Raw genomic sequence first — 26,502 nt, forward strand, 5'->3', positions numbered from 1 at the left:
TCGGGCGATTGATCGGTTCAATCAGACACCGCCGGCCTGCCGGCGGTGTTTTGCTTTCCGTGTTTTGCTGCCCGGTGCGCGGGATTTCTGGACAGGCTTTGGCGCGGGCGCTAAAAGGCGGCACCTGTTTCCCCGCATTCGCGCGGGTTTCTCGCAAAGGCTGAAGCATGAGTGGCGTCAACGACATCCGGTCGACTTTTCTCGATTATTTTCAGAAGAACGGACACGAGATCGTGGCGTCCGGCCCGCTCGTTCCGCGCAACGACCCGACGCTGATGTTCACCAATGCCGGCATGGTGCAGTTCAAGAACGTCTTCACCGGCCTGGAAACCCGCCCCTATGATCGTGCCGTCACGGCGCAGAAATGCGTGCGCGCCGGCGGCAAGCACAATGACCTCGACAATGTCGGCTACACGGCGCGCCATCACACCTTCTTCGAGATGATGGGCAATTTCTCCTTCGGCGATTATTTTAAGGACCGCGCCATCGAACTGGCCTGGAACCTGGTCACGAAGGAGTTTGGTCTCGATGCCAGGCGCCTTCTGGTCACGGTCTATCATACGGATGACGATGCCGCCGGATACTGGAAGAAGATCGCCGGCCTGTCCGATGACCGGATCATCCGCATCCCGACCAGCGACAATTTCTGGGCGATGGGTGATACCGGTCCGTGCGGTCCGTGCTCGGAGATTTTCTACGATCATGGCGAGGGCATTCCCGGCGGCCCCCCCGGCAGCCCGGACGAGGATGGCGACCGGTTCATCGAGATATGGAACCTCGTCTTCATGCAGTTCGAACAGCTGACGCTCGACGAGCGCGTCGACCTGCCGCGTCCGTCGATCGATACCGGCATGGGGCTCGAGCGCGTCGCCGCCGTGCTGCAGGGCGTGCACAACAATTACGACATCGACCTGTTCCGGGCGCTGATCCGCGCCTCCGAGGAAGCGACCGGCGTCAAGGCGGAAGGCGCGCAGCGCGCCAGCCACAATGTCATCGCCGACCATTTGCGCGCCTCGAGCTTCCTGATCGCCGATGGTGTGCTGCCGTCGAACGAGGGGCGCGGCTACGTGCTGCGCCGCATCATGCGTCGCGCCATGCGCCACGCGCAATTGCTCGGTGCCGAGCAGCCGCTGATGTGGCGGCTGGTGCCGGCGCTGGTGCGCGAAATGGGCCAGGCCTATCCCGAGCTGGTGCGCGGCGAGGCGCTGATCACCGAGACGCTCAAGCTGGAGGAGAGCCGTTTCCGCAAGACGCTGGCGCGCGGTCTCACACTTCTGTCGGACGCCACGGGCGACCTGGGCGAGGGCGATCGCCTGGACGGCGAAACCGCCTTCAAGCTCTACGACACGTACGGGTTCCCGCTCGATCTCACCCAGGACGCGCTGCGCCAGCGCGGCATCGCGGTCGATCTGGATGGCTTCGACACGGCGATGCAGCGGCAGAAGGCCGAGGCGCGCGCCAATTGGACCGGGTCGGGCGAGGCGGCCACCGAGGCGGTCTGGTTCTCCGTCAGGGACAAGGCCGGCAGCAGCGATTTTCTCGGCTACGAGACCGAAGAGGCCGAGGGCGTGGTCACGGCGCTGGTGCGCGATGGCGCGTTGGTCGAGACGGCGGGCGAGGGCGATGCGGTCGCCATCGTCACCAACCAGACGCCGTTCTATGGCGAATCGGGCGGCCAGGTCGGCGACACCGGTCGGATCGAAGGCGAAGGCTTTGCCATCGCCGTCTCCGACACGCAGAAGAAGGGCGATGGATTGCTCGTCCATTTCGGCACGGTGATGAAGGGCACGGTCGAGACCGGCGCCGTCGTGGCGTTGCGCGTCGATCGCGCGCGCCGCACGAAGATCCGCGCCAATCATTCCGCCACGCATCTCCTGCATGAGGCCCTGCGCGAGGTGCTCGGCACCCATGTGGCGCAGAAGGGATCGCTGGTCGCGCCCGAGCGCCTGCGGTTCGATTTCTCGCATCCAAAGCCGATTTCGGATGCGGAATTGGCGCGCATTGAGGACATCGCCAACGAAATCGTGCTGCAGAACGCGCCGGTCGTCACGCGCCTGATGGCCGTCGACGACGCCATCGAGGCCGGCGCCATGGCGCTGTTCGGCGAGAAATACGGTGATGAGGTGCGCGTCGTGTCGATGGGGACGGTGAGCGGCGGCGACAAGGACGGCAAGACCTATTCGCTGGAATTGTGCGGCGGCACCCATGTGCGCGCCACCGGCGATATCGGCCTGGTGCGCATCGTCTCGGAAGGCGCCGTGGCGAGCGGCGTGCGCCGCATGGAGGCGCTGACGGGTATGGCCGCCCGCCATCATCTCGACCAGCAGGAGCGCCAGCTGAAACAGGCGGCCAACGCCCTCAAGGTGGCGACCGCCGATGTGCCGGGCCGGCTTGAAACCATATTGGAGGAGCGCCGCAGGTTCGAGCGCGAGCTTGCCGAGGCGCGCCGCAAGCTGGCGCTGGGGGGCGGTGGCGGCAGTGCCGCCGATGGCGGCGCCGAAACCGTGGCAGGCGTCAGCTTTCTCGGCCGGGTGGTCGATGGTATTGCAGCGAAGGATCTGAAGCCGCTCGCCGATGAGGGCAAGGCCTCGCTTGGCTCCGGTGTCGCGGTTTTCGTCGGCACGTCGGATGAGGGCAAGGCCAGCGTCGTGGTCGGCGTCACCGCCGATCTGACCGGCCGCTTCAGCGCCGTCGACCTGGTGCGCGCCGCATCGGCGGCAATCGGCGGGCAGGGCGGCGGCGGCCGCCCCGACATGGCGCAGGCCGGTGGACCGGATGGCGCGCGGGCGGCCGAAGCCGTCGCCGCCGTGAAGGCGGCCATGGAAGCCGGCTGACGTTTTAAGTGTCGGTTTGCCGTGCGCGACGATTGCGCGCGGCGTGCCACAGCATGAAGCCGAGCAGGCCGGTCAATGCGGTCGCGCCAATCAGCCAGCCGAGATTGGCGATCACTTCGGCAAGCCCGGCAATGGAACTGCTGAAGCCATGGCCGATCGCCAGGTAAGCCGTGATCCACAGCGCCTCGCCAAGCACGTCCCAGAACAGGAATTTCCACCAGGGATAGCGCGAGAGCCCGCTGGTCAGGTTGATCCACGGGCCCAGCGGGCTCACCAGCCAGCGGCTGAAGAAGATGCCGGGTCCGCCCCATTTCGCCGAAAAGCTCTCCGCCCGGGCAAAGCTCCCCTTGCCGGGCAGACCATTCATGAAGCGGTCGAGCAGGCGGCGCCCACCGAAGCGCGCGGCTGCATAGCCTGCCTGATCGCCGGCGACGGCGCCGGCCAGCGCCCAGGCAAAGGTCTCGGCCGGCGACAGGTCGCCATCGGCCAGCAGCGCGCCGACGCTCATCAGGAGGATCGAGGTGGGCAGCGGAAGGCCCAGCTGCCCCACAGCCAGAATAGCGAAGACGCCTGGCAATCCATAGAGTGCGAAGAGGGCGAGGATTTCCTCGCTCATTGCACCTTGTCCCGCTCTTCCAGGCGGGCATCGGCGATCGCCTTCTCGATCTCGTCGATAAGCACATCCACCGGCACCCCGCGCTCGGCCGCGATGCGGGCGATGCTGCGCCGGTCACGCCCGTCGATGGAAATGCCGAGCGCGCCACGCAGGGTCTGCGGCGGCACGTCCCAGGAGCGCGCCACATAGCCGATGGTCATCCAATCCTCGATCGGCACTGCACGATGGCTCGACCAGTAGGCGTAGAAGGCGATGGTGCGCAGGGCGAGGAAAATGGTTATGAGCGCGGCCGCGCAAAAGGCGAGAAACAGCAGGCGATGATGCTGCCACAAGGATCGGATAGTGCGGCCCATCATTTGCTCCCGGCGCGATGCGCCAAGCCATAGTGGCAAGATCGGGCGGCATTTGTCGATAGTGCTGCAAGCGACCATCAAGGCGGGATGAGGAAAAGCGTGAAGCGGCTTTCCGCCCGCATCCTGCTCCAATCTGTCGTGATCTAAAGAAATTCCAGGAAAAGTGGGACCCGGTTTTCCGTCCGGAATTGCGCAAAAACAAAGAGATAGAGCATTTCCGCGACTCGGAGAAAAGCGGAAATGCTCTAGTCGCTGGGACGGGTCGCCTCGAAACTGGCCCTGCCGCGCATGCGCTCCCACCAGAGCGCAAGGTTCGCGTGGCCGGCAAGCAGCGATCGCCCCTCGGGTGCTCGTGTGAAATAGGCGAGGATCGGCGCCGCGTGCAGGTCAGCGAGCGTCAGCCGCCCGCCGCCGGCAAGCCAGTCTGCGTCCCCAATGGACCTGGATAGCGTTGCAAGACAGGTCGCCGCGGTCTCCAGCGAGGTGGCGATCAGGGCGGCGTCCGGCGTCTCGCCGCGCTTCGGCTTCGAGACGCCTTCCACATAGACGCCCCAGACCATGGCGCGATAGGCGTAGGAATCGAGTAGGCCGATGATCTGGTTGACGATTGCACGTTCGGTCGCAGCCGCCGGCTGCAGGGCCGGCCCGTCGAACGCCTCGTCCACGTAACGGGTGATGGCGCTGGTTTCGGACAGGCGCAACGCGCCGTGCTCGAATGCGGGAATGCGCTTGAAGGGATGGCGTTCCAGATACCAGTCGGGAACGCCGTCCCTGGCGAAGATATCGACCGGCACGAGCGCGTGGTCGACATTCTTCTCCAGCAAGGCAAGCCGCGCTATGCGCACATAGACGCTGTAGTCAGCACCAAAGAGGCGCGGCTTGTCCGTCACGGCTGATGCCTCAGGCCATCGCCTTCTGCAGGTTCTCGTCGATCTTGTCGAGGAAGCCGGTGGTCGAAAGCCAGGGCTGGTCGGGGCCGATTAGCAGCGCCAGATCCTTGGTCATGAAGCCGGATTCGACGGTATCGACGCAGACATTCTCCAGCGTCGTGGCGAATTTCGCCAGCGCCTCGTTGTTGTCGAGCTTGGCGCGATGTGCCAGGCCGCGCGTCCAGGCGAAGATCGAGGCGATCGAGTTGGTCGAGGTCTCCTCGCCCTTCTGGTGCTGGCGGAAGTGGCGCGTCACCGTGCCGTGCGCCGCTTCGGCTTCCACCGTCTTGCCGTCCGGCGTCATCAGCACCGAGGTCATCAGGCCGAGCGAGCCGAAGCCCTGCGCCACCGTGTCGGACTGCACGTCGCCGTCATAGTTCTTGCAGGCCCAGACATAGCCGCCCGACCATTTCAGGCTGGAGGCCACCATGTCGTCGATCAGGCGGTGCTCGTAGGTGATCTTGGCTTCCTTGAACTTGGCCTCGAACTCGGCCTCGTAGACTTCCTGGAACAGGTCCTTGAAGCGGCCGTCATACGCCTTGAGGATCGTGTTCTTGGTCGACAGATAGACGGGGTAGCCGCGCTGCAGGCCATAGTTCATGGAGGCGCGGGCGAAATCGCGGATCGAATCGTCGAGATTGTACATCGCCATGGCGACGCCGGAGGAGGGCGCGTCGAACACTTCATGCTCGATCGTCTCACCGTCCTCGCCGACGAACTTGATCGTCAGCTTGCCCTTGCCGGGGAAGCGGAAGTCGGTGGCGCGATACTGGTCGCCGAAGGCGTGGCGGCCGACGATGATCGGCTGCGTCCAGCCCGGCACCAGGCGGGGCACATTCTTGGCGATGATCGGTTCGCGGAAGATGACGCCGCCCAGAATGTTGCGGATCGTGCCATTCGGCGACTTCCACATCTTCTTCAGGCCGAATTCCTCGACCCGGTCTTCATCCGGCGTGATGGTGGCGCATTTCACGCCGACGCCGTATTTCTTGATCGCGTTGGCCGCGTCGATGGTGATCTGGTCGTCGGTCGCGTCGCGCGCCTCGACGCCGAGATCGAAATATTTCAGGTCGATGTCGAGATAGGGATGGATCAGCTTCTCTTTGATGAACTGCCAGATGATGCGTGTCATCTCATCGCCGTCGAGTTCGACGACAGGGTTGTCCACCTTGATTTTACTCATGAAAAAGCTCCGCGATCCGGTGTGAAAATTGGTCCGAAAGCCCTTCGGACCGTGAGGTTGGCAGCCCTATAGCATTCCTGATGAAAAGCGCAAAGCAGCGTGGGAAGCGTTTTTGCCAGACTGGCGCATCGACCGGAAAACCGGGTTCGCTTCCGGCAAATCACGATGCACCGATCCTGCGCGAACATCAAAGCGAAGGCGCGGTCAGTCCGGCGCGTCGGCCGCCGAAAGCGCATGCCGGACGGCAACGCTGACGAAGTCGGCGAAGGCGCTGATGCGCGCCGCCCGCCGCAAGGTCGGATGGGTCAGGAGCCAGAGATCGACGTCCAGTTCGCCGACGCCGTCCAGACGGGTCAGCTCGGCATCGCCCCTCGCCAGATAATCCGGAAGAACCGCGACGCCGATGCCCGCCTTGACGGCGGCGTGCATGCCCAGCACCGAATTCACCCGCAACCGGCAGCGCTGGTCGGCGCCGTGCCTCGCCATCCATTGTTCAAGATCCGTATAGGCCATGTGATGGTCCGGCCCGACCCAGGGCAGCGACTTCTCGCGCCACGCCGGCCCGCCTGTTCTTGCCAGGCCACGCCGGCCATACACCGATTGCCGGATGATCCCGAGCTTGCGCCCGACCAGGTGGGCCGCCGGCGCCATGGCCGGCCGAAGGGCGACGTCAGCCTCGCGTTGCGACAGGTCGAAGAGATGGTTGGAGACGATCACGTCCAGGTCGATCTCGGGATAGCGCGCGCAGAACCCGGCGAGTATCGGGCCCAGGAGGAAATAATGGAGCGTATCGGTCGTCGTCACGCTGACGGTGCCCGACGGGCGCAAATCCCGCCCGATCACGGCCTGCTCCAGCGCATGAATTTCGCTTTCCAGGCGCCTCGCAACCGACACCGCTTCCTCCCCGGCCGTCGTCGCCACATACCCACCACGCGTTCTTTCGAACAAGGCGACCCCGATGCGCCGCTCGATCGCGCCCAGGCGCCGAAACACGGTGGCGTGACTGACCTGCAATTTTCGCCCGGCTCCCGAGAGCGATCCGGCGTCGCCGACCGCCAGGATCAGCCTGAGGTCGTTCCATTCGAATGCGCTGTTCATATTTGCAAGCCCCGTGCGCAAATTTGGTCAATCGATTTTCTGAAACGAACAGCCTACCTGAGCGACATGGCAGAGCCAAGAAGGGCAGGACCGATGAATGCACTGATTGTTTTCGCTCACCCCGAGCCAGCCTCCTTCAACGGGGCGCTGCGCGATACAGCGGCTTCAAGCCTGCGGTCGGGAGGCCATTCCGTAGAGATATCGGATCTTTACGGCGAAAATTTCGATCCGGTGGAGAAGGCGGCGCATTATGCGCGGCGGCTCGACCCGCAACAGTTCGTGCCGCTTGCCGAGCAGCGCAGCGCCGGGCGGGAAGGAACGCTGCCGGTAGCCGTCCGCCGCGAGATCGCCCGTCTCGAGCGGGCCGATCTGGTCATCTTCCAGTTTCCCCTGTGGTGGCACGCGCAGCCGGCAATCCTCAAGGGCTGGTTCGACCGCGTCCTGGTCAACGGGCTGCTATACGACAGCACCAGGCGTTACGGCCGTGGTGTCTTCAAGGGGAAGCGTGCCGTTCTTTCCGTCACTGCGGGGGCGCCGGAGCGCTCTTTCGGTCGCGGTGGACGCGGCGGCGACATCGAAAAGCTGCTTTGGCCCATGCAGTACTCGCTGCACTAAATGGGCTTCTCCGTGCTGCGCCCGTTCCTTTCCTTCGCCGTGGCGGGGCATGGCTATCGCTACGAACAGGATGCGGACAAGCAGGCCAGGCTCGCGGCGCTCAGGCAGAGCTGGGGAGAGCGGGTGGGGCGACTGGCGGAGGAACGGCCGCTTTGCTTCCAGAACTGGGACGATTGGGACGATTCTGGCGCCCTGAAACCCGGCCGGGACCCGGATCTGGGCTTGCGCTTCCTTGATCCCGAGATGGAGGCCGATCCCGAGTTGCGGCATCGATAGGATTCCGCTGAGGCCGGGTGTTTCGCAGGTTGCACTTTCAAGGTGCAATCGGCGACGGTTTTGGGCACTGTTTCAACGAAGCCTATGGCATTTGCAGTCAGGTGGAATCGCCTGACGTCCGCATAAATGCGGAAGAACAACGAGATAGGCCGGTTCAGCGTTTCTGTGAAACGTTGAACCGGCCCAGGAAACCCGCGGACGGGCCGTGAAGACCGTATATGACGCCACCCCGCTGATCGCCGCCAATGCGATCGCCTTCGACACCGAGACCACGGGGCTCGATGTCAAGCAGGCGCGCATCCTGCAGATCGGCGGCATGGCGCTGGTCGGGGGGCGCCTCCGCCCGGACGAGACGTTTGAAACACTGGTCGATCCCGGGATTGCGGTGCCGGCGCGCTCCACCGCCATCCACGGCATCACCGGCCAGATGCTGCGCACGGCGCCGGTCTTCGCCGAAGCATGGCGGCGTTTCGAGGAATTTCGCCGCGGCCGGCTTCTGGTCGGCTATGCGCTGGGCTTCGATCTGGCCATTCTCGAGCGCGAGGCGGCGCGCGCCGGCCTGTTGTGGCAGGCGCCGCGCACGCTGTGCGTGCGCATGCTGGCCGGCATCGTCAATCCGGAACTGCCGGACGCCTCGCTCGATGCCATCGCTGCCTGGCTCGGCGTTGAAACGGCCGGTCGCCACACCGCCGATGCCGACGCGCGCATTGCCGGCGAAATCTTCGTCGCGCTGGTGCCGCATCTGATCAGTCGCGGTATCCGCACGGTGGCCGAGGCCGAGCGCGCCTCCAGCCTGCGCCGCGAGGCGCTGCGCCAGCAGGCGGAGGCCGGCTGGAGCGAGCCCTTCCTGCGCCGCGCCGATGGTGCGCGCCGGGCGCTCGGCGTGATCGACCCCTACGCCTTCAGCCACCGGGTGGCGGAAGCGGCGACGGCCGAGCCCGTGGTCATCCGCGCGGATATCACCACGCATGCCGCCGCCCGCGCCATGGCCGAGCGGCGCATCAGCTCTCTGCTTGTCTCACCCGACGGTGCGCCGGGCCGGCCGATCGGAGATTATGCCATCATCACCGAGCGTGACATTTTGCGCGCCGTGGCGGCCTACGGCGCCGAGGCGCTTGCCGTTCCGGTGAAAGACATCGCCGTCTCGCCGCTGGTCTCGATTGGCGCCGAAGCCTTCTTCTATCAGGCGCTGGGCCTGATGAACCGGCACAAGATCCGCCATCTTGCGGTGTCGGATGGCCAAAACTGCCTTGCCGGCGTCATCTCGGCGCGCGATTTCCTGAGATTTCGCGCGGCGGCCGCCGTCGATCTGCAGGCGCGCATCGAAACCGCCGGCAACCCGGCCGATCTGGCGGGCGCCTGGTCGCGCGTGCCGGTGGTGGCCGCAGCACTCCTCGATGAGGAGATCGACGCCCGCACCATTACCGAGATCATTTCGGGCGTGCTCTGCGCCATGACGGCGCGCGCCTGCGCCATCGCCCTCGACGACATGCGCCAGGCCGGCGAGGGCGCGCCGCCATGCCCGTTCGGCGTGATGGTTCTGGGTTCGGGCGGACGCGGCGAAAGCCTGCTCGCCCCCGACCAGGACAATGCGCTGGTTTTTGCCGAGGGCGAGCCGGGCAGCGCCGCCGACCGGTGGTTCGAAAGCTTCGCCGTGCGTTTCACGGACCATCTGCATGCCGCCGCAATCCCGCTCTGCCAGGGTGGCGTGATGGCGCGCAATCCGCCCTGGCGTGGGTCGGCGGCCGAGTGGCGGCGCCGCGTCGATGCCTGGGTGGTCAGGGCGCGCCCGCAGGACCTGCTCAACGTCGACATCTTCTATGACCTGCGCGCTGTTCACGGCGCGCATGCGCTGGTCGATGCCTTGCGCGCTCATGCGTGGGAGCGGGGCGGCGAAAGCGTCGAATTCGCCAAGCTTCTCGGCGAGAGCGTCGGCGAGACGAAAAGCGCTTTCACGCTGTTCGGCGGGCTGCGGCAGGAAGACGGCCGGCTCGATCTCAAGCTGCATGGCTTGTTTCCCATCGCCGCCATGGCCCGCGCGCTTGCCATCCGGCATCATCTGGCGCGCGCCTCGACACGCCAGCGTCTTGAAAGCCTGATGGAGCTGCCGGGCATGCCGCAGGGCGACCTGACCGCGTTGCGCGACGCGCACCGCTTCTTCCTTGCCCTCGTTCTGGAGCAGCAGGTGGCGGACGTCGCGGCTGGAATTCCCTTGTCGAACCGCATCGCCATCGACCGCCTGACCAGCCGCCAGCAAAGGACGCTGAAAGATGCATTGAAAAGCGTCGGCCTCATTCCCGAAATGATCCGCAACGCGATGTTCGCGTGAGCCTGGCAGTGGTGCTTTACCCCGGCCGGCGAAGCTTGTAACAGCAGCGGTCATGGCAGGAACAGACAAACAGCAGGACATGCTCGCGGAAGGCCCGGCGATCATTCTGGTGGAGCCGCAACTGGGCGAGAACATCGGCATGGTGGCGCGCGCCATGGCCAATTTCGGCCTCGGCGAGCTGCGGCTGGTGAGCCCGCGCGATGGCTGGCCGAACGAAAAGGCCCGCGCGGCGGCAAGCCGCGCCGACCATGTGATCGACGCGGCGGTGATGTTCGACGATACCGCCGGCGCCATTGCCGACCTCAATTTCGTCTATGCCACGACGGCGCGCCCACGCGACAATTTCAAGCCCGTGCGCGGTCCGGTCGAGGCGGCCGGCGAACTGCGAACCCGGTTCGCCGCCGGGCAGAAGACGGGCATCCTGTTTGGCCGCGAGCGCTGGGGGCTGACCAATGAGGAGGTGGCGCTGGCCGACGAAATCGTCACCTTTCCGGTCAACCCGGCCTTCGCCTCGCTCAACATCGCGCAGGCCGTGCTGCTCATGTCCTATGAATGGATGAAGACCGGCGATCAGGCGGTTCGGCCCGTGGAAAGCCGGCCCGAACCTGCCGCCAAACAGCACGTTGAAAGCCTTGTCGCCTATCTCGACCGGGTGCTTGATGAGCGCGGCTATTTCCGCACCGAGGCCAAGAAGCCGAAGATGATCGAGAATCTGCGTACGCTCGTGACACGGCCGGGTTTCACTGTCGAGGAACTGGCCGTTCTGCGCGGCGTGCTCACCTCGCTGGAAAAGTTTTCGCCGAGGAAGCCGCGCGGCTCGGGCGCGCCCGATGCGGGGTAGGGACATGAACCTGGATACGAACCGGGACAGGGACAACCGGCCGATCCTGTTCTTCGATTCGGGCATTGGCGGGCTGTCGGTGGTCAAGGAGGCGCGCATCCTCCTGCCGGGCCGGCCTTATGTCTATGTCGCCGACGATGCGGCGTTCCCCTATGGCGCGTGGGAGGAGGCGTCCCTTCTCGAGCGCATGGTCGCCCTGTTTGCCGAACTGATCGACACGCACCGGCCGGTGATGACGGTGATTGCCTGCAACACGGCCTCGACGCTGGCCATCCACCGCCTGCGCGAGGCCTTTCCGGCCGAGATATTCGTCGGCACGGTGCCGGCCATCAAGCCGGCCGCCGAGCGCACGCGCTCGGGTCTCGTCTCCGTGCTTGCCACGCCGGGCACGGTGAGGCGGCAATACACGCGCGACCTGATCCGCGACTACGCCAGCCAGTGCCATGTGCGGCTGGTCGGCAGTGAGACCCTTGCCGGGCTTGCCGAGCAATATATGCGCGAGGGGTTCGTCGACGAGGCCGCGGTGGGCGCCGAAATCGCCCCCTGCTTCGTCGAACAGGATGGTCGCCGCACCGATATCGTCGTGCTTGCCTGCACGCATTATCCCTTTCTGGTCAACCGCATGCGCAAGACGGCGCCCTGGCCGGTCGACTGGATCGACACTTCGGAGGCCATCGCCCGCCGTGCGCTGTCGCTTGCCGCCGATCTGCCGCCCCCTGGCGGCGAGGGCGTTCCGCCCTCAGGTGGAGAAGGCATCGTCGACCGGGCGCATTTCACCTCGGGCACGCCGGCGCCGGCGCTGCGCCGCCTGTTGTCCGGCTTTGGCTTCCAGTTCTGATCGTCCCCCTGGCGCGGCGATGAAATGCCTCGCGGCGCGCGCCGGTTGACTTTCGCCATCCTTTGGCCTAGTGACCCGGCATGCGCGATGGCTGATCGGCCGCCGCGCTTTTTGACGTGTCCCGTGGGCAAGGCCGCATAGCGTGCGTGGCTTGCCCTGTCAGGTCTCGAAAAAGGAGACCAGAGGAGGGCGCGTTTCCTTCATCCGGAGCATGAGCTTCCGGGTATATTTGTTTGAAAGGGAATGCGATGAGCAAGCGCCAATCCGCGAAGTACAAGCTCGACCGCCGTCTTGGCGAAAACATCTGGGGTCGTCCGAAGTCCCCGGTCAACCGCCGTGAATACGGCCCCGGCCAGCACGGCCAGCGCCGCAAGGGCAAGCTGTCGGATTTCGGTCTGCAGCTGCGCGCCAAGCAGAAGCTGAAGGGCCATTACGGCGATATTTCGGAAAAACAGTTCCGCAAGACCTATGACGAGGCGAACCGCCGCAAGGGCGACACCAACGAGAACCTGATCGGTCTCCTGGAATCGCGCCTCGACGCGCTGGTCTACCGCGCCAAGTTCGTGCCGACGATTTTTGCCGCACGCCAGTTCGTCAACCATGGCCACATCCTGGTCAATGGCCGCCGCGTCAACATCCCGTCCTACCGCTGCAAGGCGGGCGACGTGATCGAGATCAAGGAAAAGTCCAGGCAGCTCGCCATCGTTCTGGAAGCCGTCCAGCTCGCCGAACGCGACGTGCCGGATTATGTCGAAGCCGACCACAACAAGATGACCGCGAAGTTCGTTCGCGTTCCGGCCATTTCCGATGTGCCCTACGCGGTGCATATGGAGCCGAACCTGGTTGTCGAGTACTACTCGCGCTGATAGGTTCCAACCGGTAATTCTATGGGGGGCGCCCAGCCATCGGCCGGGCGCTTCTTTTTTTGACTATAACATTTGCCGTCGGGTGGAATCACCTGACGTCTGCATGAATGCAGAAAAACAATGAGATAGACCGGGAAACGAAACGGTGCGCGGATGAACAGCCTCGTGAAAGCGCCGGGTGCCCAGATCGCCCTTCTGCTGATCTTCTTCGTGGCCCTGTGGACCGTCTATGCGACATGGACGCAGCTCAATCTCGACGGTTTCGGCGACATGCTGGAGAACTATTCCTGGGGCATTGCCTGGCAGAACGGCTATTTCAAGCATCCGCCCCTGTTCGCCTGGATCACCGCCGCCTGGTTCACCGTTTTGCCGCGTGCCGACTGGGCCTACTACCTCCTGTCGGCGCTGAACAGCGCGGCGCTGCTCCTTGCCAGCTGGCGCATCGCCGTGCGGTTTCTCGATCCATGGCGCGCCGTCCTGTCGACGGCGCTGTTCTTCTTCCTGCCGCCGGTCACCTTCCTTGCCCTCAAATACAACGCCAACGCAGCGATGCTGCCGCTCTGGGCAGGCACGGTGCTGTTCTATCTTCGCTTTCTTGAAAAGCGCCAGCTCCTCGACGCCATCGTGCTCGGCGCACTGGCGGCCGCCTCGGTGCTGACGAAATACTATTCGGGCGCGCTTCTGGGGGCGATCTGCCTGCATATGCTGTTCGACCGCGAAGCGCGTCCGCTGTTTGCCGGCGCCGGCGTGTGGGTCGCCAGCCTGGTGTTCGTTATGCTGATAGCACCGCACGCGATCTGGCTGGTGCAGAATGATTTCCTGCCGCTTTCCTATGCCGCCGAACAGGGCAACGGCTCGGCGCTGGCCGGGTTGTCATCCGCGCCGCGTTTCATCGGCGCGCTGCTCGCCTACCTGTTACCGGTCATCCTGGTGCTGATGATCGCCATATTGCGCAATGGCCGGGGAGCCTGGTTCGAGACCCGCCAGTTCAACGCGCTTCGCCATACGCTTTTGGGACGAGCGTTGCTGTGGACCAATTTCGGCTCGCTGGTGCTGACATTGCTGCTTGGTCTGGTGTTCGCCGTGCAATTCAGTTCGGTCTGGGCGCTGCCGCTTTATTTCTCGGCGCCGATCTTTCTCATGATGTTTGTCCGGCCTGGCCGGCTGGAGGCGCAAAAGCCTGCCATTCCAGCGGCGGTTGTCATATATGGCGCCTGCCTCCTGGCGTTGTCGCCGCTCATCCTGCGCGAGGAGGCCAAGGACACCTCCAACTACAATTCAGTGCCCGTCAAGGCCATCGCCCTGGCCATCGACCAGGCGTGGGCCGGGCGCATCGGCACGCCTTTGGCTTACGTGGCCGGCGACAAGATCCTGGCAAGCGGGACGACCTTCTATGCGCCGTCGCGCCCCTATTCGATGCAGAACAATGCGTTCGACCTGACGCCCTGGGTCAGCGAACAGGACATTGCACGCCACGGCATCGTCATCGCCTGTTTCAAGGAACAGGCCTCCTGCATCAAGCGGGCAAAGGGTTTTCCCATCAAGGTAAGCGCTGAAGACGCGCTGACCGTACCCGGCTTCAATGCCGAAAAGATGTGGGAAATCGAGCTGTTCTTCATCCCGCCGGCAAGTCGGGCATCCTGATCCGAAGAGGTCTTGGCTCTGTTCTATCTCATTGTTTTTCCGCATTTATGCGGACGTCAGGTGAAACCACCTGACTGCAAAATGCTCTAAACCAGCCGGTCCTCGATCGACCAGCGCGCGGCGAAGAAATTGAGCACCGCGCCGACGGCAATGCCGATCAGCTTGGCCGCGAAGACGCCGGTCAGCGGTGGCAGGATGAGCACGGCCAGGCTGGAGGAACCCAGCGAGATGATGCTGCCGCTGAGCGCGAACCGGGCAAACGACGAGCGCCGCCCGACGGTCTCAGCCTGCACGAAGGTCCAGCGCGAATTGACCGCGAAGGAAAAGACGACAGCCACCGCCCAGGCGAGGACATTGGCAAGCAAGGGCGGCACGGCAAGAAGAACAAGGCCGCTGAAGGCGGCGAAATCGATCAGCGAATTGGCAATTCCGACCATTGCGAAGCGGCGCAGCTTGACCGGCAGGGATGGGCGTGCGCCGTCATTCATCGGAGGTCCCCATCAGGACCAGACCCGCCGCATCGAGACGGGTCGGCAGGCCCTCTGCGGCGAGTGCTGCAGCCTCTTCCTCGCGCGCGTCCGTGAAGATGTCGCGTGCCCGCAGCAAATCGTCGACCTGGCCCGGATGGCACATGATGACGCTGCCGTCCGGCGCGCTCTTCAGGAAAAGGTCGAGCGCTGCGCCGAACGCGCCGCTGCGCCGCCAGTCATAGAAACCGCAAAGCGGCCCGTTGATGCGGAATCCGTGCCGACGCATCTGCGTGTCGAAACCGCGCGCCAGAAGCCGGGCGAAGACGATCTTGGCCGTCACGCCGGCGGGTGCCGCCTTGAGCGTCGGCGCGCCGCGCAGCCAGGGTCTCTCGTCGGGCATTCCGGAAAACCGCGTCATCAGCCAGCGCCGGGCGGGCGGCAGGAAATGCACATGCTGATGCCCGTCGATGAACGCTGGATCACGGCCGAACGCCTGCCGGAAACGGGCAAGTTGTGCGTCCGCTTCGGCGAAGATGGCCTCGTCGTTAGGGCGAGCGCTGGCGGCGATCAGCCGCTTCAGGCCGGGCATGGTCCGGCCGTCGGAGAGAGCCGGGAAATCGGTCAGTGTGAGATGCATGCCGATGGCGAATGGGCCGTCGAGCGTCGCGAGGGCCCGTGCCTCGCCATCCCAATCGTTAAACAGCGTCATGCAGCCCGTGCCGCTCAGGCGGTGCTGCAGCAGCAACGCCCGGATTGCCGCGCTGACGCCCGGCGACAGGCCGTAATCGTCGGCGATCAGCCAGGCACGGCGCAGCTTCCGCATCGTCATCCGTGCTGCCTGGCGGACTTGCGCTCGCCAGGCGCCTTCTCTGCCTGCGAATGGGTGAGAGACTTGACGATGTAGTTCGGACGGTTCTTCGCTTCGCTCAGCGCCGACCAGACATATTCGCCGACCAGGCCGGTCAGCGCCAGGTTGAGACCGCCCAGCACCAGAACCGCGACCATGAGGCTGGGATAGCCGGGCACGGCGACGCCGGTGAACAGCACTTCGAGCAGGATCTTGAGGCCGTAGAGAAAACCGAGCAAGGCGACGCCCGCCCCGAACAGCGAGACGACACGCAGCGGCACGACGGAAAACGAGGTGAAGCCTTCGAGCGAGAAGGCGATCAGCTTGCGCCGCGACCATTTGCTGGCTCCGCCCTGGCGTTCGGCCGGCCGGTATTGGATGCGTTCCTGCTTGAAACCGGCCCAGGCATAGAGCCCCTTGTTGAAGCGGCGCTGGTCGCGCAACTGGCGCATGGCGGCGGCAAAACGGTGCGTCATGACGCGGAAATCACCGGCATTGGCCGGAATCTCGTAGCGCTGTCCCATATTGATCAGGTAATAGAAGCCCTGCGCCATCCAGCGGCCGAGCGACTGGCTCTCGTTCCGATCGGCGCGCACGGCGTAGACCATATCGAGCTCCGGATCGGCGAGGAGGCGCCCGATCATGTCCAGCGCCACCTCGTTGGTGTGCTGCAGATCGGCATCCATCAACAGCACGTAATCGCCATCGGCATGGTCGAGGCCGGCCAGAATGGCGCTCTCCTTGCCGAAATTGCGCGACAGGCGCACCAGCGTCCAGCGGCCGCTCATATGCTCTTCGTAGAGAGCGGCGCCGCCATCGGTGCTGCCGTCGTCGATCAGGACGAAGCCGGTGTCCAGTCCAAAGCGCGCCTCTGCCTCGGCGGCGAGTTTCGCGGCCACGGCGCAGAACTCTGTCGCGGTCTCCCGTTCATTCAAGAACGGTACCAGAATGTCGAGCCGCTTGCCCACGCGCGCCAATCTCCTTCGATCCGTTTATGCCGGCAGAAAGTTGAAAATGCCTATTCGTTAAGTCGCCTTGCCGCAAGGCTTCTGATAGGGAGGGGCGATTTCATGAGTTTCGATGAAGGCCGGCCCATGCACAAGCTTTTGGCGAAAAAGACAGAACAGGCCCAATCTGGCGACAACGAGACGGCGGCCGGCGGCGATGTCCCGTCCTTCTTCAAGGATGCGCCGGCAACCGTCGAGTTCAACAAGCTGCGCAAGCGCCTGTTGCGCAATGTGCGCCAGGCGATCGAGGATTTCGCCATGGCAAGGCCTGGCGAACGCTGGCTGGTGGCGCTGTCGGGCGGCAAGGATTCCTATGGCCTCCTGGCAATGCTGATGGATATGCAGTGGCGCGGCCTGCTGCCGGTCGAGCTGCTGGCCTGCAATCTCGACCAGGGTCAGCCGAATTTTCCAAAGCACATCCTGCCCGATTATCTGGGAAAACTCGGCGTGCCGCATCGCATCGAGTATCGCGATACCTATTCCGTGGTGACGGAGAAGCTTCCCGAGGCCAGCACCTATTGCTCGCTTTGCTCGCGGCTTCGGCGCGGTCATCTTTATCGGATCGCCCGCGAAGAGGGGTGCGCGGCCCTGGTGCTCGGCCATCACCGCGAGGACATTCTCGAAACCTTCTTCATGAACCTGTTCCACGGCGGCAGGCTGGCGGCCATGCCGCCGAAGCTGATCAATGACGAGGGTGACGTGATGGTGCTGCGGCCGCTCAGCTATTGCGCCGAGGCGGATCTGGCGAAGTTTGCCGACGCCATGCGCTTCCCCATCATTCCCTGCGATCTATGCGGCAGCCAGGACGGCCTGCAGCGCAATGCCATGAAAGCGATGCTGAGCGATATCGAGGCGCGCATGCCGGGCCGCAAGGAAACGATGATCCGGGCGCTCACTCATGTCCGCCCGTCTCATCTTCTCGACCGCGACCTGTTCGATTTCGCCGGGCTTACACCGGCGGCCCGTCTCACACCGGTGGATTGATCGGCTGGAACAGCCGGCCGCGCTCGCCGATCAAGACCAGGATCAGCCCGCAAAGGCCCGCCAGGAAATAACCGGCCGCCAGCGGCACCGTCGATCCATCGAACGCCTGTCCGATCAGTGCGCCAAACAAGCCGCCGCCCAGCGTGGTGATGAAGCCTTGCGTGGCGGCCGCGGTGCCGGCCACATGGCCGAGCGGCTCCATGGCGATGGAGTTGAAGTTGGCGCCCACCCAGCCGAACTGAAACATCGCCAGGGAGAAGAGGATGAAGAACAGGGCGAACGGCATGATGCCCAGGTAAGCCATCGTCAGCCAGACGAGATTGACCAGCGTGAAGCCGATCAGCGCCCCGTGCGACAGACGGCGCATGCCGATGCGGCCGACCAGGCGTGAATTGGTGAAGGACGACACCGCCATCAGCCCGGCACCGATGGCGAACAGGATCGGGAACCAGTCGGCCATGTCGAATGCGTCCGTGTAGATCTGCTGCGCCGAGCTGATGAAGCCGAACAGGGCGCCGAAGATGCAGGTCGTCGCCAGCGTGTAGCAAAGCGCGACACGGTTGGTCAGCACATAGCCGAAACCCTGGGTGACGGAGGCGAAGGTCAGTGGCCGCCGGTTTTCCGGTGCCAGGGTTTCGGGCAGGCGGATCGCCGCCCAGGTGCCGAAGACCAGCGCCAGAACGGCGGTTGCCAGGAAAATCTCCGGCCAGTCGCCGAACATCATGATCAACTGGCCGATGCTCGGCGCGATGACCGGGATGACCATGAACACCATCATCACCAACGATAAAACTTCGGCCATCTGCCGCCCGCCGAACACGTCGCGGATCGCCGAAATGGCGATGACGCGCGTCGTCGCGGCGCCGATGCCCTGCACGAGCCGCAGGACCAGCATGGTCTCGAAACTGGGGGCGTATGCAGCGGCAAGCCCCGCGCCGATGTAAAGGGCGAGGCCGAGAAACAGCGGCGCACGCCGGCCGAAACGATCGGAGATCGGCCCGAAGACAAGCTGCCCGCCGCCGAGGCCGACGACATAGGCCGTAACGATATACTGCCGCGAATTCTCGTCATGCACGCCGAGCGCCGCGCCGATCTGCTGCAGCGCCGGCAGCATGATGTCGATGGCCAGCGCGTTGAGCGCCATCAAGGCGGCGGCCAGCGCGATGAATTCCGCACGACCGAGGGAGTGCGCCGGTTTGGCGGCTTCTTCCGCGACGGGGTTTTCCATGATCGTCTCTCCATCGGTCAAAACGTGCATTCAAAAAAAGCGCGGTCGGCCGCCCGAACCGACAAGGCTGCCGGGCGCTATCGGACACGCGAAACAAACGCATGCAAAAAACGCAGGCGCGAAAAAATGCGCCGGCGGTTGCCAGCGCATCGCGCGAGAGGAGGGCGCCCAGGGTCGCGGCGAGCGCGGTCCCGATTGCCCGTGTTAGGCGGCGCCCTTGGCGGTCACGCCTTTTTCATTCAGGAAGGTCTGCAACTCGCCGGCCTGAAACATCTCGCGGACGATGTCGCAACCGCCGACGAACTCACCCTTCACATAGAGCTGCGGGATGGTTGGCCAGTTCGAATAGTCCTTGATGCCCTGGCGCAATTCATCCGAAGTCAGGATGTTGACGCCTTTGTACTCGACATTCAGATAGTCGAGAATCTGCACCACCTGGCCGGAAAAACCGCATTGCGGGAAACCGGGCGTGCCTTTCATGAACACAACGACGTCGCTGCTCTTGACTTCGTTGTCGATGAATTCGTTGATGCCGCTCATCGCAAATCCTTTCATGACCGGGGTCAAGACCCGGCACTTCGAATATCAATTGTTATTTATTGCACCATTCGGCGCGGTGCAACGCCACCCGAAAAATTCTTTCGCTGCGCGCCCAACCGGGGCGCTCAGTCCGGTGCGCTGGTCTGCAGCGCCAGCGCGTGCAGAGCCCCGCCCATATTGCCCTTCAGCGCGTCATAGACCATCTGATGCTGCTGGACGCGCGACTTGCCGCGAAAGCTCTCTGCCACCACCTCGGCGGCGTAGTGATCGCCGTCGCCCGCCAGGTCGCGAATCGTCACCTTGGCATCCGGGATGCCGTCCTTGATAAGCCGCTCGATGTCAGCCGCGTTCATAGCCATGGGGCAGGGTGTCTCCAAATCATTGCACCCTCGAGATATGGTCGCTCGCGCGGGCAAGGTCAATTGCCGGCCGGTGCGCGCCGGCCTCAAACGTCCGCTTCTCAGTCCATGAAGCCCGGGAACCAGGCTTCATGGGCCTCTTTCAATGCGGAAACGGCAATTTCGCGGGCTGCGCCGAGCTTCAGCGTGTCGCCGCCCGTCCGGCCGAGCACCACGGCTGAAACGCCCGCCGCGCGCGCCTTCGCCAGGACCTCGTCCGCATTGCCGGCGGTGATCACGTAGCGGCCCTGATCCTCGCCATAGAAGGCCGGTATGGCGTTCTCCGGCGCGTCGATGACGGCGCCGATGCCCGAGGCCATCGCCATCTCGGCAATCGCTACGGCAAGTCCGCCATCCGAACAATCATGAACAGCCGTCGTCGCGCCCGAGCGGATCAATCCGCGCACGAAATCGCCGACGCTCTTTTCGTGCGCCAGATCGACGGGCGGCGGCGGACCGTCGGCAAGGCCATGAATATCGCGCAGATAGACGGATTGGCCGAGATGCGAACCCCAGCCTTCCGGCGCACCGAGCAGGATGATCGTCTGGTCTTCACCGGCAAAGCCGATGCGTGCCGTCCTGTGCCAATCGTCGATCAATCCGACGCCGGCAATGGTCGGTGTCGGCGGGATCGCCTCGCCGAGCGTCTCATTGTACAGCGAAACATTTCCCGAGACGATCGGGAAGCCAAGCGCCGTGCAGGCCTCGCCGATGCCCTTGATGGCCTGGACGAGCTGACCCATGATCTCCGGCTTTTCCGGATTGCCGAAATTCAGATTGTCGGTGGAGGCCAGCGGTTCGGCGCCGGTCGCCGTGATGTTGCGCCAGCATTCGGCCACCGCCTGCTTGCCGCCCTCATACGGGTCGGCCTCGCAATAGCGCGGCGTCACGTCGGAGGAAAAGGCCAGCGCCTTGGTCGGGTGACCGTCGACGCGTACCACGCCGGCGTCGCCGCCGGGAATTTGCAGGGAGTTGCCCTGGATCAGCGTGTCGTATTGCTCCCACACCCAGCGGCGCGAGGAGAGGTCGGGCGAGTTGAGCAGGCTCAGAAGCGTGTCGGCCACATCGGCTTGCGGTACAGCGCCTGTGAGCGCGGCGGCAGCCTTCGGCGCGACCCAGGGCCGATCATATTCCGGCGCTTCGTCGCCCAGTTCCTTGATCGGCAGGTTCGCCACTTCCTCGCCGTGATGGACGATGCGAAAGCGCAGATCGTCGGTGGTCTTGCCGACGATGGCGAAATCGAGCCCCCATTTGTGGAAGATCGCTTCGGCCTGGGCGCGCTTTTCCGGGCGCAGCACCATCAGCATGCGCTCCTGACTTTCCGAGAGCATCATCTCATAGGCGCTCATGCGCTCCTCGCGCACAGGCACGAGGTCGAGGTCGAGTTCGATGCCAAGGTCGCCCTTGGCGCCCATCTCGACCGCCGAACAGGTGAGGCCGGCCGCACCCATGTCCTGAATGGCGATGACCGCGCCCGTCGCCATCAGTTCGAGGCAGGCTTCCAGCAGGCATTTTTCCGTGAACGGGTCGCCGACCTGAACGGTTGGACGCTTTTCGTCGGTTGCCTCGTCGAATTCCGCCGACGCCATGGTCGCCCCGCCGACGCCGTCACGCCCGGTCTTGGCCCCCAGATAGACGACCGGCAGGCCGACGCCCTCGGCTTTCGAATAAAAGATCGCATCCGTCTCGGCGATGCCGGCGGCGAATGCGTTGACGAGAATGTTGCCATTGTAGCGGGCGTCGAAATTCACCTCGCCGCCGACGGTCGGCACGCCGAAGGAATTGCCGTAGCCGCCGATGCCGGACACGACGCCGGCCACCAGATGCTGGGTTTTGGGATGATCGGGCGCGCCGAAGCGCAGCGCGTTCATCGCCGCCACCGGGCGCGCGCCCATGGTGAAGACATCGCGCAGGATGCCGCCGACACCGGTTGCCGCGCCCTGGTATGGCTCGATGTAAGAGGGATGGTTGTGGCTTTCCATCTTGAAGACGACGCATTGCCCGTCGCCGATGTCGACCACGCCGGCATTCTCGCCCGGCCCCTGGATCACCCGCGGCCCCGTGGTCGGCAGGGTGCGCAGCCACTTCTTCGAGCTCTTGTAGGAACAATGTTCGTTCCACATGGCCGAGAAGATGCCAAGCTCGGTGAAGCTCGGCTCGCGGCCGATCAGATCGAGAATGCGCTGATACTCGTCGGGCTTCAGCCCGTGCGCTGCAATCAGTTCGTCGGTGATGGGGATGCGATTGGCAATGGTCATCTGGTCGGCGGGTCCCTGCAAAGGGGTTCCATAAGGGATTTCCCGGCTGCGTTACAGCATCGAGGCCGGATAATCCACTTCCCAGTGCGTCTTTTGTTCAGCCGTAATTGTCGAAGCCGCAAATCGGGTTGTCGAGCAGGCTGCGCAGGACGGCAAAACCGTCATCGACCGACCCGCAACTGGTCGGCACGGTGAAGGAGATGCGCACCCGGTGCAGGGCGCCGTCGGCCTGGCCGACCTTGAATTCGTCCTCGTCGTCGATCAGCACGCCTTCTTCCGAGGCGGCGTTCTTGAATGTGCTGGACAACCACGGTTCCGGCAGTTTCAGCCAGAGAAACGGTGCCGCCGGGTGCGAGGCGAAATCGTACCCCTCGAAGGCCTGCCGCGCGCGTGCTTCGCGCTCACCGACCTCGGCGCGGACGCGCTGCCGGATATCGGCCGCTTCGCCGGAGATGACGAGCTGCGCGGCAAGTTCGGCCAGCAGGAACGGCATGCCGCCGGTGATCATCTTGTGCGCCGTCAAGACGCGCGAGGCCTGATGCGGCGGGCAGGAAATCCAGCCGCCACGCACGCCCGCCGCCACCGATTTCGACAGGCTGCCGACATGGAAGGTCCGTTCCGGCGCCAGCGCTGCGATGGGGACAGGAGGATTTTCCAGCAGCACGCCGTAGATGTTGTCCTCGATCAGCCAGACATTGTGGCGCCGGGCGATCTCCACGATGGCCCGGCGTCGCCCGTCGGGCATGGTGGCCAGGGTCGGGTTGTGCAGCGTGGCGACGAGGAAGGCGATTTTCGGATGCTGCTGCGCGCAGACCCGCTCGAAATCGTCCGGATCCATGCCGTCGCCGTCGATCGCCACGGAAACCGCGCGCCGGCCGATGACCGAGCCGCTGCGCGCCACATGCGAGTAGGTGAGGTTCTCGAACGCCACCCGGTCGCCCGGCACCGTCATGGCGGCGATGACCGAGAGAATTCCGGCATGGCCGCCGAGTGTCGGCACGATGGTTTCGGGCTTGGGCGTCCAGCCGGCATTGGCCAGCCACGCGCTGCCGGCGTCCAGCCAGTGCGGCGGCAGCGTGCGGGTATAGCTGGCAATGTCCTCGGGATGATCGCGCAGGATGCCGCGCGTCAGGCGTTCAAGCTGCGCCGCCTGGCCAATATCGGGCGCGGCGGTCGAATCCATGCGCAACTTGCCGGGCTCGATGACCGCGCCGCGCGTCCCGCCGAAGGGCTGGGCTCCAACTTCCGGCGGCGTCGAGCTCGGCCGCGTGCCGCACAGCACATAGGTGCCTCGGCCCACTTCGCCGCTGACCAGCCCGCGTTCGCGCACCAGCGCATAGGCGCGGCTCACCGTGCCGATGGTCACGCCGACATCGAACGCCAGATTGCGCTGCGGCGGCAGCTTCGCGCCGGGCGCCAATGCCCCGCGCTCGATGTCCGCTTCGATCTGGTCGGCCAGCCGCAGATAAAGCGGGCCGGATCCTTGGGCGAGATTTGGCAGCCAATTTGTCATGGTGACAATTCTTATATTGTATCATTTCACAGGTCAATGCATAGGGACAATCGTTCCAATTGACAGGGATTGCGAGCAAAGCAATGGGTACAAATGAGACAATGAATGGCGAATGCAGACCTTCCGCATCGCGCCGGGCTGAAGAACAGACACTGTTCTCGGCGCTGGTCGCCCTTGCGCGCTACGTCGAGGGGTGCATGAGAAAGCGTCGCAGCCGTCTTGACCTGCTGGAACTAACGGATGAGCAATTGTGCGATATCGGCGTGAAGCGTTCGGAAGCGCAGCGCGAGGGATCGCGGCCGTTCTGGGACTAATGCATGTCGCATTCAAATGGATTCATTTGAATGATAACGAACATGCATCATTTCAAGGTGTTACAGCGTCCTTTGCGCGTCTGATAAGACGCGCGGCGCTGTAAAGCATTCTGCAGTCAGGTGGTTTCACCTGACGTCCGCATAAATGCGGAAAGACAAAAATGATGGATCGGGGGTCAGGCTTTTTTCGTCTTCGCCGCGCGGCCGCCCAGCAGGCGGTCTGCCGTCAGGGCCAGCCTGCCCAGCAGCGCGAACAGGAGCGCGACGCCGACGAGCGTGAACAGCACGCTCGGCCAGCCGATGACCGACGCGTCGAGAAACGGGTAAGGCACTTCGCCGGCGATCGGCGCCCTGAGCAGCACATAGACCGCATAGGCGACCGGGTAGGCCAGCCAGAGCGGTATGTGCCGCCAGGAAAGGCTGCCATCCGCGCCGGCGGTAAGCCACCACAGGACAAAGATCGCCGGCGTCACATAGTGCAGCAGAACATCGCAAAGCAGGAACAGGCCCTGTGGCTCCCAGATGGCCGACAGCAACGCCCAATAGATGAGCGCCACCGCCGCGATTGCCACGGCGATCCCCGCCCGCACGCCGGGCCTGGCGAAGAACGCCGGCTTGCCGAACAGGGCGGCCGCATGCGCCAGCACGACGAGAATGTTGGTCAGGATGGTGAAGTAGGAAAAATAGAAGACCACGGAACCGGCCAGGCTGCGCCCCGCCGCCATGGAGGCGGGGATCGTCAGGCTGAACTGAAGGACGAGGGCCAAAAGGCCGATCGCCAGTCCCGCGACGTTCAGCAGCTTTGCCATGAAACTCCCCCAAAAACATCTCTGCCGTGCGTCCGAATGAGAGCGCTACGCTCTAGCAGCCGTCCGGACCGCTCGACCAGCGCATGATGTCCGAATTGACGCGCGCGCCGGTGGCGCTGGAGGTGAGGGGGCCGTAGGTGACGATCTTCGTTGGCGCGCCGGACGCCTCGATGACGAGCAGCGGCAGGCCCTGCCTCTTGTCCGTACGCATGATCAACAGTCGTGGCCGGCCGGCGGTGGTGTCCAGTTCGGGGATCATGTGCAGGCCGCGGAAATGTCGATCGCCCGAACGAATCCAGCATTTTGCGCCTGTGTTGTTGATGCGCTGCAGGGCCGATACCGGGTTCGACGCCGAGACCTCCAGCGCCATGGGGCCGCCCATCGGCTCGCTCTGGCAGGCCGCGAGAGCCAGGAGCGCAGCAACGGCGCAGCCCTGCAATCCGCCAAAACGAGAACCGGTGACCCGACCAGGCCGGCCGGCGCGGCGCATCAGGCAGCTTTCCCGAGCAGGCCTTCGAACAGCGGACGCCCATCGTCTCCGCCATGCGCCGCTTCGATCAGGTTTTCGGGATGCGGCATCAGGCCGAGCACATTGCCGCTTTCGCTGATGATGCCGGCAATGTCGTCGATGGACCCATTCGGGTTCGTGCCTTCCGCATAGCGGAAGACAACCTGGCCTTCGCCCTCGATCCGTTTCAGTGTTTCGGGTTCGGCGAAATAATTGCCGTCATGATGGGCGACCGGGCAACGGATGATCTGCCCGGGCTGGTAGCCGCGCGTGAAGGCCGTGTTGGCGTTGGTGACTTCCAGCTTGACCTCGCGGCAGACGAATTTCAGCGACGCGTTGCGCATCAGCGCGCCCGGCAGCAGGCCCATTTCGAGCAGCACCTGGAAGCCGTTGCACACCCCCATCACCAGCACGCCCTGGCGCGCCTTCTCGGCCACCGCGGCCATCACCGGCATGCGCGCGGCGATCGCCCCGCAGCGCAGATAGTCGCCGTAGGAGAAGCCGCCGGGAATGACGATCAGGTCGACATCGGGCAGTTCGGTCTCGGTCTGCCAGACCGTCTGCGGCGCCTTGCCGGAAATCTTGGTCAAGGCGGCGATCATGTCGCGGTCGCGGTTGAGGCCGGGAAGCTGGATGATGGCTGATTTCATGAGCTCGGATCGTAGAGGTTCTGAGGGCCTTCGGCCATTTCGCGCAGTTCAAGTCGGCGTTCGATGCGGTCGAGACGCTGGTCCTGGCGGGCCAGCGTGCCGTAAATATTGTGGATATCGCCATGCACGGCGACCATGGTGCCGCGAAGATTGTTCACTTCGGCTTTCAAGTCACTGAGCGCGAAGTCGACCTTGTCGAAACGCTCCTGCATCTTCTTCAGGAGCTCAAACATGAACTCGTTTGTCGCCTCGACCATTTTTCCCATCTCCAGAGCGCAACCTCAGGTAATGGCGACAGTGTAGTCTTCAATCACGGTGTTCGCCAGAAGCTTCTCGCACATGGCGGTCAGTTCGCTCTCGGCCTTGGCCTTGTCCGACCCGGAAAGTTCTAGGTCGAACACCTTGCCCTGGCGCACGCTGTCGACGCCGGAAAAGCCGAGCGTCGACAGGGCGCCGCCGATCGCCTTGCCCTGCGGGTCGAGCACGCCGTTCTTCAACGTCACGGTGACGCGGGCCTTGATCACGATGAAACTCCCTGCTTGTCCGTCTTCCGC

General features: G+C 64.3%; 28 protein-coding genes. 10 read left to right on the forward strand and 18 right to left on the reverse strand.

Going from position 1 to position 26,502, the window contains the following annotated elements; translation table 11 throughout:
• Positions 1-167 precede the first annotated feature (167 nt).
• Complete coding sequence (alaS, locus tag AB843_RS16050; protein WP_048647884.1) at positions 168-2,834, forward strand: alanine--tRNA ligase; 2,667 nt, start codon at positions 168-170, stop codon at positions 2,832-2,834.
• Between the two features lie 4 nt (positions 2,835-2,838).
• Here alaS and AB843_RS16055 read toward each other — a convergent pair whose 3' ends face one another.
• The 5 genes from AB843_RS16055 to AB843_RS16075 all read right to left on the reverse strand — a co-directional run bounded on the left by AB843_RS16055 (position 2,839) and on the right by AB843_RS16075 (position 7,013).
• Positions 2,839-3,450, reverse strand: coding sequence for a DedA family protein (locus AB843_RS16055; RefSeq protein WP_048647885.1), 612 nt, complete (start codon positions 3,448-3,450; stop codon positions 2,839-2,841).
• Complete coding sequence (locus AB843_RS16060; RefSeq protein WP_157384535.1) at positions 3,447-3,803, reverse strand: hypothetical protein; 357 nt, start codon at positions 3,801-3,803, stop codon at positions 3,447-3,449. The genes AB843_RS16055 and AB843_RS16060 overlap by 4 nt, the downstream gene beginning before the upstream one ends.
• A gap of 245 nt (positions 3,804-4,048) precedes the next feature.
• Positions 4,049-4,693: a glutathione S-transferase family protein gene (locus tag AB843_RS16065; protein ID WP_048647887.1), complete on the reverse strand. Its 645-nt coding sequence runs from the start codon at positions 4,691-4,693 to the stop codon at positions 4,049-4,051.
• 10 nt (positions 4,694-4,703) lie between these two features.
• The gene (locus AB843_RS16070; protein WP_048647888.1) at positions 4,704-5,915 is read right to left on the reverse strand and encodes an NADP-dependent isocitrate dehydrogenase; all 1,212 of its coding nucleotides are present in this window, start codon (positions 5,913-5,915) and stop codon (positions 4,704-4,706) included.
• Positions 5,916-6,119: 204 nt separating this feature from the next.
• Positions 6,120-7,013, reverse strand: a complete 894-nt coding sequence (locus tag AB843_RS16075) for a LysR family transcriptional regulator (RefSeq protein WP_048647889.1) — start codon at positions 7,011-7,013, stop codon at positions 6,120-6,122.
• Between the two features lie 93 nt (positions 7,014-7,106).
• On the opposite strand from AB843_RS16075, the gene AB843_RS16080 reads away from it, so the two are divergent.
• From AB843_RS16080 to AB843_RS16105, 7 genes are all read left to right on the forward strand, one after another.
• Complete coding sequence (locus AB843_RS16080; protein ID WP_244467997.1) at positions 7,107-7,628, forward strand: NAD(P)H-dependent oxidoreductase; 522 nt, start codon at positions 7,107-7,109, stop codon at positions 7,626-7,628.
• Entirely contained in the window at positions 7,629-7,904 is a 276-nt protein-coding gene (locus AB843_RS26170) for a hypothetical protein (protein ID WP_244467998.1), read from the forward strand.
• Between the two features lie 205 nt (positions 7,905-8,109).
• Complete coding sequence (locus tag AB843_RS16085; protein WP_048647890.1) at positions 8,110-10,233, forward strand: DUF294 nucleotidyltransferase-like domain-containing protein; 2,124 nt, start codon at positions 8,110-8,112, stop codon at positions 10,231-10,233.
• Between the two features lie 52 nt (positions 10,234-10,285).
• A complete protein-coding gene (locus AB843_RS16090) occupies positions 10,286-11,074 on the forward strand; it encodes an RNA methyltransferase (protein ID WP_048647891.1) in 789 nt (262 codons plus the stop codon).
• A 4-nt stretch (positions 11,075-11,078) separates the two neighbouring features.
• Entirely contained in the window at positions 11,079-11,912 is an 834-nt protein-coding gene (gene murI / locus AB843_RS16095) for a glutamate racemase (protein WP_048647892.1), read from the forward strand.
• Positions 11,913-12,160: 248 nt separating this feature from the next.
• A complete protein-coding gene (gene rpsD, locus AB843_RS16100; protein ID WP_048647893.1) occupies positions 12,161-12,778 on the forward strand; it encodes a 30S ribosomal protein S4 in 618 nt (205 codons plus the stop codon).
• Positions 12,779-12,931: 153 nt separating this feature from the next.
• Complete coding sequence (locus AB843_RS16105; RefSeq protein WP_048647894.1) at positions 12,932-14,422, forward strand: glycosyltransferase family 39 protein; 1,491 nt, start codon at positions 12,932-12,934, stop codon at positions 14,420-14,422.
• An 86-nt stretch (positions 14,423-14,508) separates the two neighbouring features.
• Here AB843_RS16105 and AB843_RS16110 read toward each other — a convergent pair whose 3' ends face one another.
• From AB843_RS16110 to AB843_RS16120, 3 genes are read right to left on the reverse strand one after another with little or no spacing between them, the layout of a single operon-like run.
• Positions 14,509-14,910, reverse strand: a complete 402-nt coding sequence (locus AB843_RS16110) for a GtrA family protein (RefSeq protein ID WP_048647895.1) — start codon at positions 14,908-14,910, stop codon at positions 14,509-14,511.
• The gene (locus AB843_RS16115) at positions 14,903-15,721 is read right to left on the reverse strand and encodes a ChbG/HpnK family deacetylase (RefSeq protein WP_048647896.1); all 819 of its coding nucleotides are present in this window, start codon (positions 15,719-15,721) and stop codon (positions 14,903-14,905) included. Before AB843_RS16115 ends, AB843_RS16110 begins: the two co-directional genes overlap by 8 nt.
• Positions 15,718-16,707, reverse strand: coding sequence for a glycosyltransferase family 2 protein (locus AB843_RS16120; protein WP_048647990.1), 990 nt, complete (start codon positions 16,705-16,707; stop codon positions 15,718-15,720). Before AB843_RS16120 ends, AB843_RS16115 begins: the two co-directional genes overlap by 4 nt.
• Before the next feature lie 126 nt (positions 16,708-16,833).
• Between AB843_RS16120 and ttcA the strand changes: the two genes are divergently transcribed.
• Positions 16,834-17,730, forward strand: coding sequence for a tRNA 2-thiocytidine(32) synthetase TtcA (ttcA, locus tag AB843_RS16125; protein WP_048647991.1), 897 nt, complete (start codon positions 16,834-16,836; stop codon positions 17,728-17,730).
• Here ttcA and AB843_RS16130 read toward each other — a convergent pair.
• From AB843_RS16130 to AB843_RS16150, 5 genes are all read right to left on the reverse strand, one after another.
• Positions 17,714-18,958: a multidrug effflux MFS transporter gene (locus AB843_RS16130; RefSeq protein WP_048647992.1), complete on the reverse strand. Its 1,245-nt coding sequence runs from the start codon at positions 18,956-18,958 to the stop codon at positions 17,714-17,716. The two genes, ttcA and AB843_RS16130, sit on opposite strands and share 17 nt — an antisense overlap.
• Positions 18,959-19,162: 204 nt before the next feature.
• Positions 19,163-19,498, reverse strand: a complete 336-nt coding sequence (gene grxD, locus AB843_RS16135; protein WP_048647993.1) for a Grx4 family monothiol glutaredoxin — start codon at positions 19,496-19,498, stop codon at positions 19,163-19,165.
• A 125-nt stretch (positions 19,499-19,623) separates the two neighbouring features.
• Positions 19,624-19,857, reverse strand: a complete 234-nt coding sequence (locus tag AB843_RS16140) for a BolA family protein (protein ID WP_048647897.1) — start codon at positions 19,855-19,857, stop codon at positions 19,624-19,626.
• Positions 19,858-19,958: 101 nt separating this feature from the next.
• Entirely contained in the window at positions 19,959-22,154 is a 2,196-nt protein-coding gene (gene purL / locus AB843_RS16145) for a phosphoribosylformylglycinamidine synthase subunit PurL (protein ID WP_048647898.1), read from the reverse strand.
• Positions 22,155-22,251: 97 nt separating this feature from the next.
• Positions 22,252-23,667, reverse strand: a complete 1,416-nt coding sequence (locus AB843_RS16150; protein WP_048647899.1) for an aminotransferase-like domain-containing protein — start codon at positions 23,665-23,667, stop codon at positions 22,252-22,254.
• Between the two features lie 197 nt (positions 23,668-23,864).
• Between AB843_RS16150 and AB843_RS26175 the strand changes: the two genes are divergently transcribed.
• Positions 23,865-23,981 (forward strand): DUF1127 domain-containing protein, encoded by a 117-nt coding sequence (locus AB843_RS26175; protein ID WP_244467999.1) that lies wholly within the window; start codon positions 23,865-23,867, stop codon positions 23,979-23,981.
• 176 nt (positions 23,982-24,157) lie between these two features.
• Here AB843_RS26175 and AB843_RS16160 read toward each other — a convergent pair whose 3' ends face one another.
• From AB843_RS16160 to purS, 5 genes are read right to left on the reverse strand one after another with little or no spacing between them, the layout of a single operon-like run.
• On the reverse strand, positions 24,158-24,790 hold the full coding sequence (locus tag AB843_RS16160) for a Pr6Pr family membrane protein (RefSeq protein ID WP_048647901.1): 633 nt from the start codon (positions 24,788-24,790) through the stop codon (positions 24,158-24,160).
• A 52-nt stretch (positions 24,791-24,842) separates the two neighbouring features.
• Positions 24,843-25,280, reverse strand: coding sequence for a hypothetical protein (locus AB843_RS16165; RefSeq protein WP_048647902.1), 438 nt, complete (start codon positions 25,278-25,280; stop codon positions 24,843-24,845).
• Complete coding sequence (gene purQ / locus AB843_RS16170) at positions 25,280-25,948, reverse strand: phosphoribosylformylglycinamidine synthase subunit PurQ (protein WP_048647903.1); 669 nt, start codon at positions 25,946-25,948, stop codon at positions 25,280-25,282. The genes AB843_RS16165 and purQ overlap by 1 nt, the downstream gene beginning before the upstream one ends.
• Positions 25,945-26,205, reverse strand: coding sequence for a hypothetical protein (locus AB843_RS16175; protein WP_048647904.1), 261 nt, complete (start codon positions 26,203-26,205; stop codon positions 25,945-25,947). Before AB843_RS16175 ends, purQ begins: the two co-directional genes overlap by 4 nt.
• A gap of 24 nt (positions 26,206-26,229) precedes the next feature.
• Positions 26,230-26,472 carry a phosphoribosylformylglycinamidine synthase subunit PurS gene (gene purS / locus AB843_RS16180; protein ID WP_048647905.1) on the reverse strand — a complete coding sequence of 81 codons (243 nt, stop codon included), beginning with the start codon at positions 26,470-26,472 and terminating at the stop codon, positions 26,230-26,232.
• Positions 26,473-26,502 lie beyond the last annotated feature (30 nt).

It is taken from the genome of Nitratireductor soli, assembly GCF_001050155.1.
GTDB lineage: Bacteria > Pseudomonadota > Alphaproteobacteria > Rhizobiales > Rhizobiaceae > Nitratireductor > Nitratireductor soli.

What these genes read in the sequence shown, in the direction of transcription:
- alaS (WP_048647884.1), top strand. Translation starts at nt 168, where the DNA reads ATGAGTGGCGTCAACGACATCCGGTCGACTTTTCTCGATTATTTTCAG.
- AB843_RS16055 (WP_048647885.1), bottom strand. Translation starts at nt 3,450, where the DNA reads ATGAGCGAGGAAATCCTCGCCCTCTTCGCACTCTATGGATTGCCAGGC.
- AB843_RS16060 (WP_157384535.1), bottom strand. Translation starts at nt 3,803, where the DNA reads ATGGGCCGCACTATCCGATCCTTGTGGCAGCATCATCGCCTGCTGTTT.
- AB843_RS16070 (WP_048647888.1), bottom strand. Translation starts at nt 5,915, where the DNA reads ATGAGTAAAATCAAGGTGGACAACCCTGTCGTCGAACTCGACGGCGAT.
- AB843_RS16075 (WP_048647889.1), bottom strand. Translation starts at nt 7,013, where the DNA reads ATGAACAGCGCATTCGAATGGAACGACCTCAGGCTGATCCTGGCGGTC.
- AB843_RS16080 (WP_244467997.1), top strand. Translation starts at nt 7,107, where the DNA reads ATGAATGCACTGATTGTTTTCGCTCACCCCGAGCCAGCCTCCTTCAAC.
- AB843_RS26170 (WP_244467998.1), top strand. Translation starts at nt 7,629, where the DNA reads ATGGGCTTCTCCGTGCTGCGCCCGTTCCTTTCCTTCGCCGTGGCGGGG.
- AB843_RS16090 (WP_048647891.1), top strand. Translation starts at nt 10,286, where the DNA reads ATGGCAGGAACAGACAAACAGCAGGACATGCTCGCGGAAGGCCCGGCG.
- murI (WP_048647892.1), top strand. Translation starts at nt 11,079, where the DNA reads ATGAACCTGGATACGAACCGGGACAGGGACAACCGGCCGATCCTGTTC.
- rpsD (WP_048647893.1), top strand. Translation starts at nt 12,161, where the DNA reads ATGAGCAAGCGCCAATCCGCGAAGTACAAGCTCGACCGCCGTCTTGGC.
- AB843_RS16105 (WP_048647894.1), top strand. Translation starts at nt 12,932, where the DNA reads ATGAACAGCCTCGTGAAAGCGCCGGGTGCCCAGATCGCCCTTCTGCTG.
- AB843_RS16110 (WP_048647895.1), bottom strand. Translation starts at nt 14,910, where the DNA reads ATGAATGACGGCGCACGCCCATCCCTGCCGGTCAAGCTGCGCCGCTTC.
- AB843_RS16115 (WP_048647896.1), bottom strand. Translation starts at nt 15,721, where the DNA reads ATGACGATGCGGAAGCTGCGCCGTGCCTGGCTGATCGCCGACGATTAC.
- ttcA (WP_048647991.1), top strand. Translation starts at nt 16,834, where the DNA reads ATGCACAAGCTTTTGGCGAAAAAGACAGAACAGGCCCAATCTGGCGAC.
- AB843_RS16130 (WP_048647992.1), bottom strand. Translation starts at nt 18,958, where the DNA reads ATGGAAAACCCCGTCGCGGAAGAAGCCGCCAAACCGGCGCACTCCCTC.
- grxD (WP_048647993.1), bottom strand. Translation starts at nt 19,498, where the DNA reads ATGAGCGGCATCAACGAATTCATCGACAACGAAGTCAAGAGCAGCGAC.
- AB843_RS16140 (WP_048647897.1), bottom strand. Translation starts at nt 19,857, where the DNA reads ATGGCTATGAACGCGGCTGACATCGAGCGGCTTATCAAGGACGGCATC.
- purL (WP_048647898.1), bottom strand. Translation starts at nt 22,154, where the DNA reads ATGACCATTGCCAATCGCATCCCCATCACCGACGAACTGATTGCAGCG.
- AB843_RS16150 (WP_048647899.1), bottom strand. Translation starts at nt 23,667, where the DNA reads ATGACAAATTGGCTGCCAAATCTCGCCCAAGGATCCGGCCCGCTTTAT.
- AB843_RS26175 (WP_244467999.1), top strand. Translation starts at nt 23,865, where the DNA reads ATGAGAAAGCGTCGCAGCCGTCTTGACCTGCTGGAACTAACGGATGAG.
- AB843_RS16160 (WP_048647901.1), bottom strand. Translation starts at nt 24,790, where the DNA reads ATGGCAAAGCTGCTGAACGTCGCGGGACTGGCGATCGGCCTTTTGGCC.
- AB843_RS16165 (WP_048647902.1), bottom strand. Translation starts at nt 25,280, where the DNA reads ATGCGCCGCGCCGGCCGGCCTGGTCGGGTCACCGGTTCTCGTTTTGGC.
- purQ (WP_048647903.1), bottom strand. Translation starts at nt 25,948, where the DNA reads ATGAAATCAGCCATCATCCAGCTTCCCGGCCTCAACCGCGACCGCGAC.
- AB843_RS16175 (WP_048647904.1), bottom strand. Translation starts at nt 26,205, where the DNA reads ATGGTCGAGGCGACAAACGAGTTCATGTTTGAGCTCCTGAAGAAGATG.